The organism is Flavobacterium defluvii (assembly GCF_900129555.1).
GTDB lineage: Bacteria > Bacteroidota > Bacteroidia > Flavobacteriales > Flavobacteriaceae > Flavobacterium > Flavobacterium defluvii.
Genome location: NZ_FQWC01000002.1, coordinates 500,815 through 513,769, shown reverse-complemented (window position 1 = coordinate 513,769; position 12,955 = coordinate 500,815). Strand labels below are relative to the sequence as shown.

Annotated in this window: 16 protein-coding genes; 6 read left to right on the top strand and 10 right to left on the bottom strand. The window is 33.7% G+C overall.

Annotated features, from left to right (window positions below; all coding sequences use genetic code 11):
• Positions 1–8: 8 nt before the first annotated feature.
• From BUC29_RS06430 to BUC29_RS06415, 4 genes are all read right to left on the bottom strand, one after another.
• A complete protein-coding gene (locus tag BUC29_RS06430; RefSeq protein ID WP_073414479.1) occupies positions 9–767 on the bottom strand; it encodes a putative quinol monooxygenase in 759 nt (252 codons plus the stop codon).
• Positions 768–769: 2 nt separating this feature from the next.
• Positions 770–991 carry a 2TM domain-containing protein gene (locus tag BUC29_RS06425; RefSeq protein WP_073414477.1) on the bottom strand — a complete coding sequence of 74 codons (222 nt, stop codon included), beginning with the start codon at positions 989–991 and terminating at the stop codon, positions 770–772.
• 29 nt (positions 992–1,020) lie between these two features.
• Positions 1,021–1,608: an NAD(P)H-dependent oxidoreductase gene (locus BUC29_RS06420; RefSeq protein WP_073414474.1), complete on the bottom strand. Its 588-nt coding sequence runs from the start codon at positions 1,606–1,608 to the stop codon at positions 1,021–1,023.
• 75 nt (positions 1,609–1,683) lie between these two features.
• A complete protein-coding gene (locus BUC29_RS06415; protein WP_073414472.1) occupies positions 1,684–2,274 on the bottom strand; it encodes a Crp/Fnr family transcriptional regulator in 591 nt (196 codons plus the stop codon).
• 198 nt (positions 2,275–2,472) lie between these two features.
• Here BUC29_RS06415 and BUC29_RS06410 point away from each other — a divergent pair, with 198 nt between their 5' ends.
• Entirely contained in the window at positions 2,473–3,927 is a 1,455-nt protein-coding gene (locus tag BUC29_RS06410) for an FAD-dependent oxidoreductase (RefSeq protein ID WP_073414926.1), read from the top strand.
• A 106-nt stretch (positions 3,928–4,033) separates the two neighbouring features.
• On the opposite strand, the gene BUC29_RS06405 is transcribed toward BUC29_RS06410, so the two are convergent.
• The 3 genes from BUC29_RS06405 to BUC29_RS06395 form a co-directional block, all read right to left on the bottom strand.
• Complete coding sequence (locus tag BUC29_RS06405; protein ID WP_073414470.1) at positions 4,034–6,079, bottom strand: M56 family metallopeptidase; 2,046 nt, start codon at positions 6,077–6,079, stop codon at positions 4,034–4,036.
• Complete coding sequence (locus tag BUC29_RS06400; RefSeq protein WP_073414468.1) at positions 6,076–6,438, bottom strand: BlaI/MecI/CopY family transcriptional regulator; 363 nt, start codon at positions 6,436–6,438, stop codon at positions 6,076–6,078. Before BUC29_RS06400 ends, BUC29_RS06405 begins: the two co-directional genes overlap by 4 nt.
• Positions 6,439–6,739: 301 nt before the next feature.
• Positions 6,740–6,964 (bottom strand): hypothetical protein, encoded by a 225-nt coding sequence (locus tag BUC29_RS06395; RefSeq protein ID WP_073414465.1) that lies wholly within the window; start codon positions 6,962–6,964, stop codon positions 6,740–6,742.
• A 242-nt stretch (positions 6,965–7,206) separates the two neighbouring features.
• Here BUC29_RS06395 and BUC29_RS21475 point away from each other — a divergent pair, with 242 nt between their 5' ends.
• The 3 genes from BUC29_RS21475 (at position 7,207) to BUC29_RS06380 (ending at position 9,233) form a co-directional block, all read left to right on the top strand.
• Complete coding sequence (locus BUC29_RS21475) at positions 7,207–7,569, top strand: hypothetical protein (RefSeq protein WP_073414463.1); 363 nt, start codon at positions 7,207–7,209, stop codon at positions 7,567–7,569.
• 144 nt (positions 7,570–7,713) lie between these two features.
• The gene (locus BUC29_RS06385; protein ID WP_139260419.1) at positions 7,714–8,274 is read left to right on the top strand and encodes a hypothetical protein; all 561 of its coding nucleotides are present in this window, start codon (positions 7,714–7,716) and stop codon (positions 8,272–8,274) included.
• Positions 8,275–8,315: 41 nt separating this feature from the next.
• Positions 8,316–9,233, top strand: a complete 918-nt coding sequence (locus tag BUC29_RS06380; protein ID WP_073414459.1) for a phytanoyl-CoA dioxygenase family protein — start codon at positions 8,316–8,318, stop codon at positions 9,231–9,233.
• 12 nt (positions 9,234–9,245) lie between these two features.
• Here the strand turns inward: BUC29_RS06380 and BUC29_RS06375 are convergent, their stop codons facing one another.
• Complete coding sequence (locus tag BUC29_RS06375) at positions 9,246–9,884, bottom strand: NAD(P)H-binding protein (protein WP_073414457.1); 639 nt, start codon at positions 9,882–9,884, stop codon at positions 9,246–9,248.
• 179 nt (positions 9,885–10,063) lie between these two features.
• Here BUC29_RS06375 and BUC29_RS06370 point away from each other — a divergent pair, with 179 nt between their 5' ends.
• Positions 10,064–11,083 (top strand): SDR family NAD(P)-dependent oxidoreductase, encoded by a 1,020-nt coding sequence (locus BUC29_RS06370; protein WP_073414454.1) that lies wholly within the window; start codon positions 10,064–10,066, stop codon positions 11,081–11,083.
• A gap of 76 nt (positions 11,084–11,159) precedes the next feature.
• On the top strand, positions 11,160–11,972 hold the full coding sequence (locus BUC29_RS06365; protein ID WP_073414452.1) for a helix-turn-helix domain-containing protein: 813 nt from the start codon (positions 11,160–11,162) through the stop codon (positions 11,970–11,972).
• A 37-nt stretch (positions 11,973–12,009) separates the two neighbouring features.
• On the opposite strand, the gene BUC29_RS06360 is transcribed toward BUC29_RS06365, so the two are convergent.
• Together BUC29_RS06360 and BUC29_RS06355 are read right to left on the bottom strand one after the other, a co-directional pair.
• On the bottom strand, positions 12,010–12,375 hold the full coding sequence (locus BUC29_RS06360) for a hypothetical protein (RefSeq protein ID WP_139260417.1): 366 nt from the start codon (positions 12,373–12,375) through the stop codon (positions 12,010–12,012).
• 3 nt (positions 12,376–12,378) lie between these two features.
• Positions 12,379–12,909 (bottom strand): PPC domain-containing DNA-binding protein, encoded by a 531-nt coding sequence (locus BUC29_RS06355; protein WP_073414447.1) that lies wholly within the window; start codon positions 12,907–12,909, stop codon positions 12,379–12,381.
• Between the last annotated feature and the right edge of the window lie 46 nt (positions 12,910–12,955).

The following is a 12,955-nucleotide window of genomic DNA, read 5'->3' as shown; positions in this document are numbered from 1 at the left end:
ATGGATTGTTATTCTCGGGTAAGCGGAGCAAACTCTATTAGGTTATGAATTCCGTCCTGAAAAGGTTGTTTTTTAATACTCGTATTTAGGTAATCAATTACAGGCTGAATGGGCGGAAAATTTAAATGATACTGAAAAGCATCGTTGCTTCTGAATTTTTCAAAAGTCACAAACTGAGAATTATCATCAATAAATTGCGATAATTGGTATGTTACAACGCCCGGTTCGCTTCTAAACTCCGGCATTGCTTTGTGATAAACTTTCATAAAGTTTTCTTCGGTACCTTTTTTAGCATCCACAAAAAGCATAATGGTTAATTGTTTGTCTTCTGTTTTACTGGTTCTGCGCCATTCTTGTTTAGAAATTGGCTCTAAATCTTTTACATAAATGACTTTTTCCGGTTTAACCAATGTTGTTTTGATTAAAGTTTTTACGCTTTTTGCTTTTTCACTATTTCTAAATGTATCAAACATATTTTCGTTTGTCCAGCGTTCAAATAACCAGATAACAGATTGGTTCTCCTGCTCAAAATAAGCTTCAGACATAATATTGTTTTCTTCTAAAAGTGAAGCATTAACATAATCTGAAATTGCTTTTTGAAACTTTTCCTGATTTTCTTTTTTCACTTCATAACGTGTGATAACAGCTTTCATTCCTTTGTTTTTTTCAATTGATTTATTTGAATTTTGTGCTTCTGAGATTGATATTTGGAACAGAAACATTGCTGTAATAATTCCTGATAGTTTTTTCGAAATATGTGTTTTCATAATTACTTTTTGTCCTTTTTTAAAATGTAAACTCCCAAAAAGTGAAATAGCAAGCCTATTCCCCAGGCTGTATTCTGCCAAAGCGGCCATAAATACGTTTTGTCTGTAAAAAGCCATGCCAGCCAAAGCAAAGGCGCGGTTAATACAAATACTAATAAGTGAATTCTAAAACCTTTTTTGGGTTCGATATGAGCACTGGTGTGCTCTTTTACAAGATGTCTCATGATATTTAGTTTTAAACAGTTTGGTAATTTTATTTAAGCTGTGTTCCTAATTTTTCTACTTTTTTCAGCCATTTAGCACGCTGGTTTTCTGAAGATTTTCTAATAAACCCAAAAGTCGAAAAACGGATAGGATCAAATCCAACGTAGCCGAATACTATATCTTTAAGTATTTGATATTGAGATGCACGATAAATGAGATAAAACCACCATTTTGGTGTATCCATCGTAACGAGCAGTCTGAGACTTTTTCCTTTTAAAAGTTTTTCGGGGAATATTTTTCCTGAATGGTGTTTGAAAGCAAAATCGGGCAGAAAAATTCGATCAATAAATCCCTTAGTAATGGCGGGCATAAAACCCCACCAATTTGGATATGACAAAACAATGTGGTCAGCCCAGGAAATAAGTTCCTGAGCATGAACAAGATCTTTCTCTAGTTGTAGTTTTTCTCCGGTTTTATATCCGTCAGCAAGATTTACATCAAAATCCAGCTGCGATATGTAAATAGTTTTACAGTTTGCCCCTGTTTTTTCTACTCCTTTTTTGTAAGCATTGAGCAATGCATTACAAAAAGAATTTTGAGAAGGATGTCCAAGTATTAATAAAATATTCGTTTTCATCGCAGATCATTTTAATTTGACACTGCAAAGATTTTAAATAATACAAGGCCGCTCCTGACACAAATGTGTCAAAAATTATTGATGCGCTAATTTTTGACGAATTCGGGTAAGCGTCTGTCTTTCAATACCTAGAAAACTACAAAGGTGAGAAATGGATATTCGGTTAAACAAACCGGAACGGTGTTTAATAAAATCGAGATATCGCTCTTCGGCTGTTTGAAAAATAAAGCTTTCAATACGGGCCTGCTGGCGTTTTAAAATTTCTTCAGCAACCAGACGACCGTACCTTTCAAAGCTTGGTAAATGTTCATAAATCCATTGTATACTTTCGTACGAAAGACAAACCATAACAGTAGGTTCTAAACATTGAATAGAATATTTGCTGGGCTGCTGTGTTATAAAAGAAGGATAATGCGTTGCATAATCGCCTTCGGAATAAAATCCTACGGTAATTTCGTTTCCAACATTATCTATAAAAGAAGAACGAACTAAACCACTGGTTACAAAACCTATGGCTTTTTGTACTTTTCCAAATTGCAGAAAATAATCCTTTTTATTTAGTTCTTCAATAGTAAGTTTTGAAGCAAACTCACGGAGTTCATTATCAGTTACATTAGGACAGATTTCCTTAACCGATTGTAAAAAAAATTCTACTCCTGATTCCATAGTAATACTTCGTTTCAGTTTTGCTCAAATTTAAAAAGATAAATTTAAGAATTTCAACACAATTTATACCATTTTAAGTATTTCATTTACAAACAATTAAAGTTTTTATATTAATTACAAAAGCCATTTTGTCCGGCTAATCTTTTATCATAAATTTGCACTGCCGAAAATCCGGCATTATATCACGTGAACAAAGAATTGGAAAAAATAAAAACTGAAGCTATTAGCTGGACTACTTGCCAGGAATGTCAGGGACGAGGAAAAAAAAGCCGAAGACTGAACAAAAAAGTACGTCTTGAATACCAGATTGCTGTCGAGCAATTTGAAAAAACAAAAGGCCAAACTCCTGCTCCAGTTCGTCCTAAAGCTCCTTTGTACAATTGCGAAAATTGTTCAGGTTCCGGATTGCTTCCTTCTGAAAATTATACTCCTGCCGATACAAAAAATTATCCTCATGTAGCTATCATTGGTGCCGGAATTGGCGGAGCTGCACTTGCTGCTGCCTGCTTACACCGCGGAATTCCTTTTACACTTTATGAGCGTGATGCTGATTTTAATGCCCGATCTCAGGGCTACGGGCTTACGTTACAGCAGGCCAGTAAAGCGATTGAAGGTTTGGGAATTTTTTCTTTAAAAGAAGGCGTTGTATCTACCAGACATCTTGTTCATACTACAGAAGGAAAAGTAATTGGTGAATGGGGAAACCGAAAATGGATTCAGTCAAACGAAAAAACAGCTCCAAAACGCACCAATATTCATATTGCACGACAATCTTTACGTTCGGCACTTCTTGAAAAACTTAACGGAAATTCTGTTCAATGGGGGCATCAGTTACTTGATTTTAAAGAAGATTTTGATAAACGTATTGAACTAAAATTTAAAGTTAATAACGAAATAAAAACCGCCAAAGCCGATCTTATTGTTGGTGCTGATGGTATTCGAAGTTCAGTTCGAAAGCTTTTAATTGGCGATGATGTTACTCCGCTTCGGTATTTGGGGTGCATTGTAATTTTAGGAATTTGTCCTTTGAGTGTTCTTGAACAAGCTGATAATTCCCTATTAGATTCTGCAACTGTTTTTCAGACTGCCAATGGAAATGAGAGAATTTATGTAATGCCGTTTACATCTGATTCGGTAATGTGGCAGCTAAGTTTTCCGATGGAGGAAAATGAAGCAAAAGAATTAAGTGCTTTGGGAACTAAGGCCTTAAAAGAAGAAGCCTGTAGACGGACACAATGGCACGATCCAATTCCACAGATTTTAATGGCAACGCAGGAAAATCAAATATCCGGATATCCTGTTTATGATCGTGAATTGCTTAAATCTGAATTGCTGGAAAAAGGAGGATCTGTAACACTTATTGGAGATGCAGCCCATCCCATGAGTCCGTTTAAAGGACAAGGTGCTAATCAGGCCGTTTTGGATGCACTTACGCTCGCCCGTACCATTACAAAAAAATGCAATCCGTTATCTCAATGGAGAAAAAGAGGATTAAGAGAAAGTGTTTTAACCGAATATGAAGCAGAAATGTTGGAAAGAAGCGCTGTAAAAGTAAAAGGTTCTGCCGATGCAGCTCAGTTTCTGCATTCTGAAATAGTACTTCATGAAGGCGACGAACCACGTGGAAGATGTTTAAAAAGAAAACAGAAATAAAAATATAAAAACCCAAACCTAAAAAGGAATGGGCTTTTTTTGTCTTACAACCTGATTGTTTTGAAACTAATTCAAATTTTAATTCTTAACTTTTAATTTTTTAAAATTAATTATTCGCTAAAGCTTTCAATGCAATATATCGGTCTAAACTTTTAAAGTTATGTCCTTTAGCTTTCATCGCTTTAATATAAGCTGGTGTTGTTCCAGTTGCTTTTGCTCCAACAACTTCTTCAATATCAAAGTCTTCAAAACCAAGACTTTTATATTCTTTAACTAATTCAGCCGTTACATTTTGTGATTTAAGAGCAATTAAATTTTCAGCCTGAATGTTTTTAAAACCTGCATTCTGAAAACTTTTTACGTATTCTGGCGTTACATTCAGCGATTTCATGCCAATAAGATCGCTGTTTGAAAGATTGTTGTATCCCAATGTTTTAAAAGAATCAATAAAAGCTTTATCAATATTTAATGATTTAAAAGCAATAATATCGTCGTCATTATCGTCGTTATTATTATTATCATTGTTTTCATCATCGTTATTATTGGATTTATTTTTATTATTTCTGTCATTTTTAGTCGAACTGCGAAAATCGCTGATGTATTTTCCATCAATTCCCTGCGATTTCAAAGCAATAATATTTCCCGGACTTAAATCTTTGTAACCTGCATTTCGTATTTCGTCGATAAATGCATTATTAATTCCTAAAGATTTGAAAGGCACAAGGTTTTCTAAATCAATATCCGGAATTGCTTTTTTAATAGAAGTAATATACGCTTCATTAACATCCAATGCAGCAAGCGGGATAACCTCATCTTTGTCTAGATTATTGTAACCGTTTTTCTTAAGCATTTGAACATACGAAACTTTGATGTTGATTAAAAAGCAAACCATAAGGTCATTATCTTTTGTAAGCTCTACTCCTTCTTTGCGCATTGCTGTGCTGTAGTCTTTATTGGGAGTAAATTTATAAGTTCCCATACCTTTATCACCTTCAAATTTTCCGGTAAAAGTCATAGTCCCTGCTTCGCGGGTCAAAGTAAATTCGCCTTGTTTGTCTCTGGGAATACTGCTCAATTCACTCAATTGAAAAGTAGTTGATGAATTGTCGTGTTCATCACTTTTAAAGTTAATTTCAATAGAATTGTCTTTGATTACTGCAAACCAGTTTCCGTCAGTTTTCATTCCGTCCTGAATGTTTACATTTTTTTCTGATCCTTTATCAGAAATTACGTTTTGACTTTGCGCTGCCGGTTGATTAAAAAGGCACGCAAAAAGAACTAATAGCGGCACAAGGAAAAAATATTTCCATGTGGTGTGCACATTTGATTTTTTTGAGTTCATCATGATGATTCGTTTTTTTAATAATGATTGATTATAGTTGGTTGTAAGACTCAAAGGAAATTGCGGCGCAGCTACTTTTAGCAGGCTAAATTGATAACTTTCTTTTTCAACACTGCTTTGCTGCAGCATTTGATCATCAGTTAAAAATTCAAGATTGGTTTCTAAAGCTTTACGCCACTGCCATGCAAAAGGATTAAACCATTGAAAAATCAGGACTATTTCTGCAAGCAGGATATCAATAGTATGTTTTTGTTCAATGTGGATTTTTTCGTGCAATAAAATCTGGCTGTAAGTTTCCCACTCGTATTTTTCGGGATTAATGAAAATATTATTACCAAAAGAGCACGGAGCTTTATCGCCCGTTATTTCTACAATACGAAATTTTCCATCCTGAATTACTGATGCAGAATAAGCCCTAAAAAGTAATATAACTGCCTGCATTAAGAAATTAAGCCCAAAAATCACAACGCCAAACCAGTATAAATAAATTATACCCTGCATCAGGACATCAACATTGATTATTTGTTTTGTCTCTTGCGAAATGGCAGGTTCGGCTGGCACTTCTTTTACCGTTTCCGTTTTAATAATTGCAGATGGGATTTTGTTAATTACGATATCTTGTTTTACAGAATGTTTTCTAAATGACAATTGCTGCGGAACCGGAATCAAAGGCAGTGTAAATGCCAGTAGCATACAAGACAGGAGTACATATCGGTTTAAACTAAAAAAAGTTTCTTTTTGTAAAAGCAGCTTGTAAAAACCAAAACATGCTGAAAGAATAAGTGCTGTATATAATATGTAAGGTATCATAACGTATCGTTTTTAATTATAGAAACTATTTCATCTAATTCTTTTTCAGACAGTTTTTGTTCTTTTGCAAAAAAAGCAAGCATTCTTGGGTATGAATTGTCAAAATATTGGCTCACAATATCCTTCAGTGCAAACTGCTGGTATTCCTCTCTGCTTATAATAGGAAAAAAGCAATGCATATTTCCGGCAGTTTCATAATTGAGAAATCCTTTTTCTGCCAGTATCTTCACTATTGTTGCGACACTATTGTAATGCGGTTTTGGATCTGGCAGCAATGGAATTATATCTCTTATAAAGGCTTTTTTTAAATCCCAGAATACTTGCATAATCTGTTCTTCTCTTTTGGCTAGTTTTATCATGGCTAAATATTTTGATGCAAGATACTACTAATTAATTAGTAGACAAACTAATTTTTTAGTTTTTTAACTAATTAATTAGTAAAAACTGATAATCAATACCTTACAAAGTAATCACAACTTAGTATTTAGGTATAGATTTTTAATCTTCTGCTAGACATTAAAATTTAATGAAGAATTCGGGTAGATTGTATGGGATAAAAAAAAACAGCCAAGAAAACCTGACTGGTTAGTATCATTTTTTTGTAAAATCTGTCAACCTATTTTAGGAAGTCTCAATTTAAACAAAACTAACAAGATCTGCTTATTTTTTGTTAAGATCTCCAGGCTGAGGATCACTTTCTTCGTTACCTTCATTAGCACGGGTTGTACCTTTTGTTCCTGTATTTATTGATGTACTGTCTCCAGCTTTTATAGCATCTGAATCGGTGTTTACAGCTGTTCCTGATGCAGAACTTGATTTACAGGAAAAAAACAGCACTGTAAAAAGAATAAATACTAATATTTCTAATTTGTATATCGTTTTCATAATCAATTTTTTAAGTTAATAATATATGTTTTCAAATTTAATTTATAATACGATTTTTTTGTTTCAACATTTTGTAATTTTATTACACAATTAATTACAAATCAAACATTTACATAAAGTGACAATTAAGTAAATATTGATAAAAATGCTGTAATTAAAAATGCAGGGCCCCTGCTTAATTTTGACTGAAATGCAAAAATTGAAATAATTTCAAATCATTAATCAATTAAAAAATAGTAATTATGATAGCAGGCAATAATAAAGATTATGATCAGTACGAAAATAATTTTACAGAAGATAATCAAAGTTATGTTAAAAAATATCAGCAGGAACATATAGGTGACGAAACTAATTTTGAACAGGAATACGCTTTAAATGAAGATCAAAATTATCTTGACAATGAATTTTCTAATGCATTAGACCGAGATGACGAAGATGAAACTCAGGAAGAAGATACTGATTGGGATCAGGATGACTGGGACGAAGACGATGAAGAGGAAGAAGATTTAGATGAAGATGATCTCGATGATGATTTAGTTGAAGATTATGACGAAAATGACCGCGAACCTGAAACTTTTTCAGATGACGGATACAAAATAGATTAACCCGGAAATCTCAATAAAAAAGTGAAGTGCTGTATGAAATATGCAGCACTTTTTTTATGCCATGTTTAAATCACGTATTTATACCTTAACCAGAGAAGTTTGCATTCTGTATTTTTGAATTTAATTGAACTAAAAACAAATTATATGGAAACGAACCCAGATCACACAAAAGAAAATTTAAGCAGTAAAGATTTTGCCTATAATACATTAGTTGCTACTCCGGATGGCGAAAAAATAATTCAGTATTTAAATAAAGGAGATGAGGTGCTAGCATTTTCTGCAAAACAAGAGTCGGGAAAATTGAAGCTTGAATCTTTTACTGCAAAAATTAATTTTAGTTCCGGAACTGGAGATTATGGACATCAGCCTGCTATGGCATATCTGTCAATCGGAGAGCCATATTTGCAAAAAAATATAATCTGTACTACTGATCAGGTTTATTTGCTTTCAAACGGAAAATACACAACGGCTGGTAAACTTAGACCCGGATTACAACTGGTTGAGAAAGATGGTAATCCAATAGATATTACAATGGTTTCTATTGGAAATTACAGGGGCGGAGTTCACAATATTGCGACAGATGCTCCAATAAACAATAATCCTGATGGTCATTTAATAGTAAGTAATGGTGTAATTGCGGGTGATTATGTATTACAAATCCATTTTAGAAATATGCCGGATAGTATAAAATATGATAATGAATAAATTTTTAAAACAAACTGTTTAAAATAAACCTTAAAGTTTGTATGAGCTGGATAATCCTCGAAAACTTATGGAAAAGAACTTTAGATTCTTCGAATGCTTCTACAGTAAGTGACCAAACCTGGGATCAGGAAATAAAAACCCTGTATCAATTAGGAATTGGTATGGAAGACGCCATACAATTTTTGTATTTTGAAAAACCGGATTTTGAAACTTTTAAAAATTGGATAAATAAGAATAAGAAAGACGAAAATAATGCAGTAGAAAATACAGAAGAAAATGTTCTTTCTGAAGAAGACCTGAATTTTTGGAACGAAAACGGTTATGTAATTGTAAAAAATGCCATTTCAAAAAATGACTGTGAGGATACAGAAAAAGCGATTTGGGATTTCTTAAAAATGAATCCTGATAAACCAGAAACCTGGTATAACAGACATGAAAACCAAAAAGGTCTAATGCTCAATTTTTCTGATCATCAAACTTTAAATAAAAACCGTTTTTCGCCCAGAATAAAAAAGGCTTACGAACAGCTTTACAAAACTACTAAAATATACAAAACGATAGATAAAGTGAGTTTTAATCCACCGGAAACTGAGGATTTTACTTTCTTAGGAAGTCCGCTGCATTGGGATATCAGCTTAAAACAGCCCATCACTTTTGGTTTTCAGGGACTCCTCTATCTTACAGACTGCGGTATAGATGACGGCGCTTTTCATTGCGTTACGGGGTTTCATAATCAAATAAACGATTGGCTGAATCATCTAAAACCAAATGAAAATCCCAGAAATAAAGCTATTGAAACCTTACGCCCAAAAGTAATAACCGGCAGTGCAGGCGATTTTATAATCTGGAATAATACTTTGCCTCATTGTGCATCTCCAAACAGAGGCAAAAAACCACGAATGGTCCAGTACCTTACCTATTTACCGGAAAATTATGATGCATCAGGAGAATGGATTTGATTTATTTTAATTTTAAAATTTAAAAATTTCAGTTAGTTCAATTATAGTTTTACCGGCTGGAAGTTTTTTTGGTGCTTTTATTAATTTTTCGGCTAGAATTTCTGTTTCAAGCGGTTTCAACTTTTTGAGAATTCCAATTGCATTAAAGAAATTTATCAGTTTAACCGAGATTTTTTCTCCCAGTCGGTCTGTATTTTCACGTATTAAAGGTCCAGGTCTAAAAATAATATATTGCGGAAAATGAAGTTCTGCAATAAAGTCTTCGAGTTTTCCTTTCATTTTAGAATAAAAAACACTGCTTTTGGCAGAAGCGCCATAAGACGAAACCAAAACAAAAGAATTTACTTTATTTTCTTTGGCTGCCAGAGCAAATGCGGCAGGAATATCAAAATCTATTTTCCATTGGTTTTCTTTTGATCCGGCAGCTTTTAAAGTTGTTCCGAGACACGAAAACAAAACATCTCCATTTATCAGATCTTTAAAAGAATTAGTTTCTGCAAAATTAACAACGTGTTCTGTCAATTTAGAATGCTGTTTACCGGACGGTTTTCGAACAAAAGTAACAACAGAAGTATATTCGGTATTTGTAAGAAGCTGATTTACTAAAAACTTTCCTGTTGAGCCCGTAGCTCCTATTACCAATGCTTTCATAATGATTTTGATAAAATATTTGATCAGAGTTAAAGATACTCAAAAACATGTATTCAAAATTCAAAAAACAAACAAATACAAAATGACATTTTAAACAAAGTAAAAATGGCGTTTTAAACAAAATCGAAAGTTTGACATCTCTATAATTTTGCTTCATAACAATTTTTAAAATAAAAAAAATGAAAACAAATAATTATCAGGGAGCATTACAGAATCCTTTAAACTCAGGATTTAATTCAAAATCAACAACAGCAGATGTAATTAAAGGAATTGACCTTACAGGAAAAACTGCAATTATAACCGGCGGCCATACCGGAATTGGTTTAGAAACTACAAAAACTCTCGCAAACGCCGGAGCAAAAGTAATTGTGGCAGCAAGGGATATTGCAAAAGCCGAGAAAAATCTTGACGGAATTGCAAATGTCGAATTAGAAGCGTTAGATTTTATGAATCCGGATTCTATCGATTCATTTGCTTCAAAATTTTTATCTTCAAAAAGACCGCTGCATCTCCTTATCAATAATGCCGGAATTATGTGGGTCCCATTACGAAGAGATGAGCGTGGTTACGAATCGCAGCTGGTTACCAATTATTTGGGACAGTTTCAGCTTACGGCGAAGTTATGGCCGGCACTTAAAGAGGCTGACGGAGCAAGAGTTTTGAATGTATCTTCATACGGACACCAAATGGCACCATTTGATTTTGATGATCCTAATTTTTTTCATCGTGAATATCATACGCTTCAAGGTTACGGACAATCGAAAACAGCGTGCAACTTGTTTGCGTTAGAATTAGACAGTCGTGCAAAAGATTTTAATGTAAGAGCCTATTCCCTTCATCCGGGAAGTGTTTTGGGAACAGATTTAGGAAGAGAAGAACCTATCGAATTGTTTAAACAAATGGGAACACACGACGAAAATGGAAATTTAAAACCAGAAGTGGCTGCTTTACTTAAAACATTGCCGCAGGGAGCAGCAACAACTGTTTGGTGTGCAACGAGCCCTTTGCTTAATAATATTGGCGGTGTTTATTGTGAAGATGCCGATATCGCCAGATTAGACATTGGAAATATCGAACACAAATTTGATGATCCTTCAACAATATTTGGCGTTCAGCCTTATTCTTTAGATCAGGATAATGCCAAAAGACTTTGGGATTTAAGCGAAAGACTTTTAGGAATCTCGTTTAACATTAAATAAAATAGTAGAAATAGATACCGCCAAGATTTCTATCTTTGGTATACCGAAGAAAAATTGGCGGTTAATTTGTTGAAAAATGGAACATATATCAAAATATTTAACTCCTGAAATTAAACTTTCCTGTTATGAAGATAAATTCTTCAAATCGGATTTAATTTTTGATGACCATATGCTGATTTGGTTTATTTCGGGAGAAACAAAAATCATACAAACCGATGCCGTTTTTACGTTTAAAGCCGGAGATATTTTTCTGATTCCTAGAAATTTACTGGCTACAATAATCAATTATCCCAAAAACGGACAGCCGCACAAAACTGTTGTAATGCATCTGTCGGTCAAACGTTTAAAAGAGTTTTATAAAAACATTGACCTGAGCACTAAAACCGTTTCTGAACAAAAAATTATCTCTTACAATAATCATCCTTTATTAGAAAGCTGTCTGGCTTCTTTAATGCCGTATTTTGATATTGAAGGCGATTTTCCTGAAAATATTGCTTCTTTAAAAATTACCGAAGCGATTAGTATTTTAAGAGAAATTGACAAAAGTGTCGATAACATTTTAGCGAGTTTTGATGAACCCGGAAAAATTGATTTAATCGATTTTATGCAGCGTAATTTTATGTTTAATATGCCAATGGAAAAACTAGGCTATTTAACAGGACGTAGTTTGTCTACATTTAATAGGGATTTTAAGAAATATTTTGACACCACGCCGCAAAAATGGCTAACCAAAAAAAGATTAGAATTGGCCCACTATCATTTAGCCGAAAACAAGAAAAAGCCAACTGAAATTTATTATGAAGTAGGTTTTGAAAACCTGTCCCATTTTTCTTTTGCTTTCAAAAAACAATTTGGCTATTCTCCCACAGCATTAGGAAGTGTTAAGTAATCCAATTATCAATTATCAATTATCAATTATTAATGGTTTATCTCTTCTTACTTTTCACTGTAACAGAATCTTTATCTGCATTTTGTTTTTTTGAAGAGCTGGTATAAGTCGCACCATCCTGGGCGTCTTCGCCAGGACCAATTCCAGTTCCCGTGCCTCCATTTTTTGTGCCTTCTTTTCCCAAATCTTTATTGGGTGTAGTGCTTGCAGCACCAGTATTAGGATCACCAGTACTTTTATTCGTTCCGGTTTCATTTGTACCCGTGCTGTCTGCACCTTTTGTACTGTCTGTAGCAGTTGTCGTTTCAATTTCGTCGCTGTAACCATCCTGATTATTTTTACACGAAAATAAAAAAGCTGTAAGCATAAGCACTATTACGATATTTGATTTAAATAGATTCATAAGTTAAATTTTAGTTTTTAAACAATTCAGCTGCAATACATTAGCATTTAATAGCTGTTCTATTTTTCTTTCGAGTTTTTCCTGATTAACGGTTATATAAATTTCCATAGACCCCGTCCCTACTTTCAAAGCTAGAATATGTCCGCCGTAGGCGTCAAATTTATCATCTGCAGCAACGCCATGAATATGCAGGGATGGTTTTCCTTCGCTCCATGCAATAGAGCCTGTTAAACTTCCCATTTCTACTTTATTGAAAGTTTTAGGATGAAATTTCTTCTGATTAAAATCATAAAAACCAAAAGTGGCTTCCTGAGCAAAACCAATTCCGGTAAAATTCGCCGAAGGAATCTGCTGTTCTTTTGCTAAATTTTCAATTTCGGCAAGTACATTATCACCTTCACGCAACACCATTAAATAACCATAAACAGTTTTGGTAAAACGACATTTTTGGCTGTCATTACTTTGCTGTCCCTGAGCATTTATGGTAAGGCTTATAAATACAGCAAATAATATTTTTCTAAGTAATAAATGCATCTTCTTAAATTTTAAGCAATTACGAATTTTAAAATTACTTTGGTCT

What these genes read in the sequence shown, in the direction of transcription:
- BUC29_RS06430 (WP_073414479.1), bottom strand. Translation starts at nt 767, where the DNA reads ATGAAAACACATATTTCGAAAAAACTATCAGGAATTATTACAGCAATG.
- BUC29_RS06425 (WP_073414477.1), bottom strand. Translation starts at nt 991, where the DNA reads ATGAGACATCTTGTAAAAGAGCACACCAGTGCTCATATCGAACCCAAA.
- BUC29_RS06420 (WP_073414474.1), bottom strand. Translation starts at nt 1,608, where the DNA reads ATGAAAACGAATATTTTATTAATACTTGGACATCCTTCTCAAAATTCT.
- BUC29_RS06415 (WP_073414472.1), bottom strand. Translation starts at nt 2,274, where the DNA reads ATGGAATCAGGAGTAGAATTTTTTTTACAATCGGTTAAGGAAATCTGT.
- BUC29_RS06405 (WP_073414470.1), bottom strand. Translation starts at nt 6,079, where the DNA reads ATGATACCTTACATATTATATACAGCACTTATTCTTTCAGCATGTTTT.
- BUC29_RS06400 (WP_073414468.1), bottom strand. Translation starts at nt 6,438, where the DNA reads ATGATAAAACTAGCCAAAAGAGAAGAACAGATTATGCAAGTATTCTGG.
- BUC29_RS06395 (WP_073414465.1), bottom strand. Translation starts at nt 6,964, where the DNA reads ATGAAAACGATATACAAATTAGAAATATTAGTATTTATTCTTTTTACA.
- BUC29_RS21475 (WP_073414463.1), top strand. Translation starts at nt 7,207, where the DNA reads ATGATAGCAGGCAATAATAAAGATTATGATCAGTACGAAAATAATTTT.
- BUC29_RS06385 (WP_139260419.1), top strand. Translation starts at nt 7,714, where the DNA reads ATGGAAACGAACCCAGATCACACAAAAGAAAATTTAAGCAGTAAAGAT.
- BUC29_RS06380 (WP_073414459.1), top strand. Translation starts at nt 8,316, where the DNA reads ATGAGCTGGATAATCCTCGAAAACTTATGGAAAAGAACTTTAGATTCT.
- BUC29_RS06375 (WP_073414457.1), bottom strand. Translation starts at nt 9,884, where the DNA reads ATGAAAGCATTGGTAATAGGAGCTACGGGCTCAACAGGAAAGTTTTTA.
- BUC29_RS06370 (WP_073414454.1), top strand. Translation starts at nt 10,064, where the DNA reads ATGAAAACAAATAATTATCAGGGAGCATTACAGAATCCTTTAAACTCA.
- BUC29_RS06365 (WP_073414452.1), top strand. Translation starts at nt 11,160, where the DNA reads ATGGAACATATATCAAAATATTTAACTCCTGAAATTAAACTTTCCTGT.
- BUC29_RS06360 (WP_139260417.1), bottom strand. Translation starts at nt 12,375, where the DNA reads ATGAATCTATTTAAATCAAATATCGTAATAGTGCTTATGCTTACAGCT.
- BUC29_RS06355 (WP_073414447.1), bottom strand. Translation starts at nt 12,909, where the DNA reads ATGCATTTATTACTTAGAAAAATATTATTTGCTGTATTTATAAGCCTT.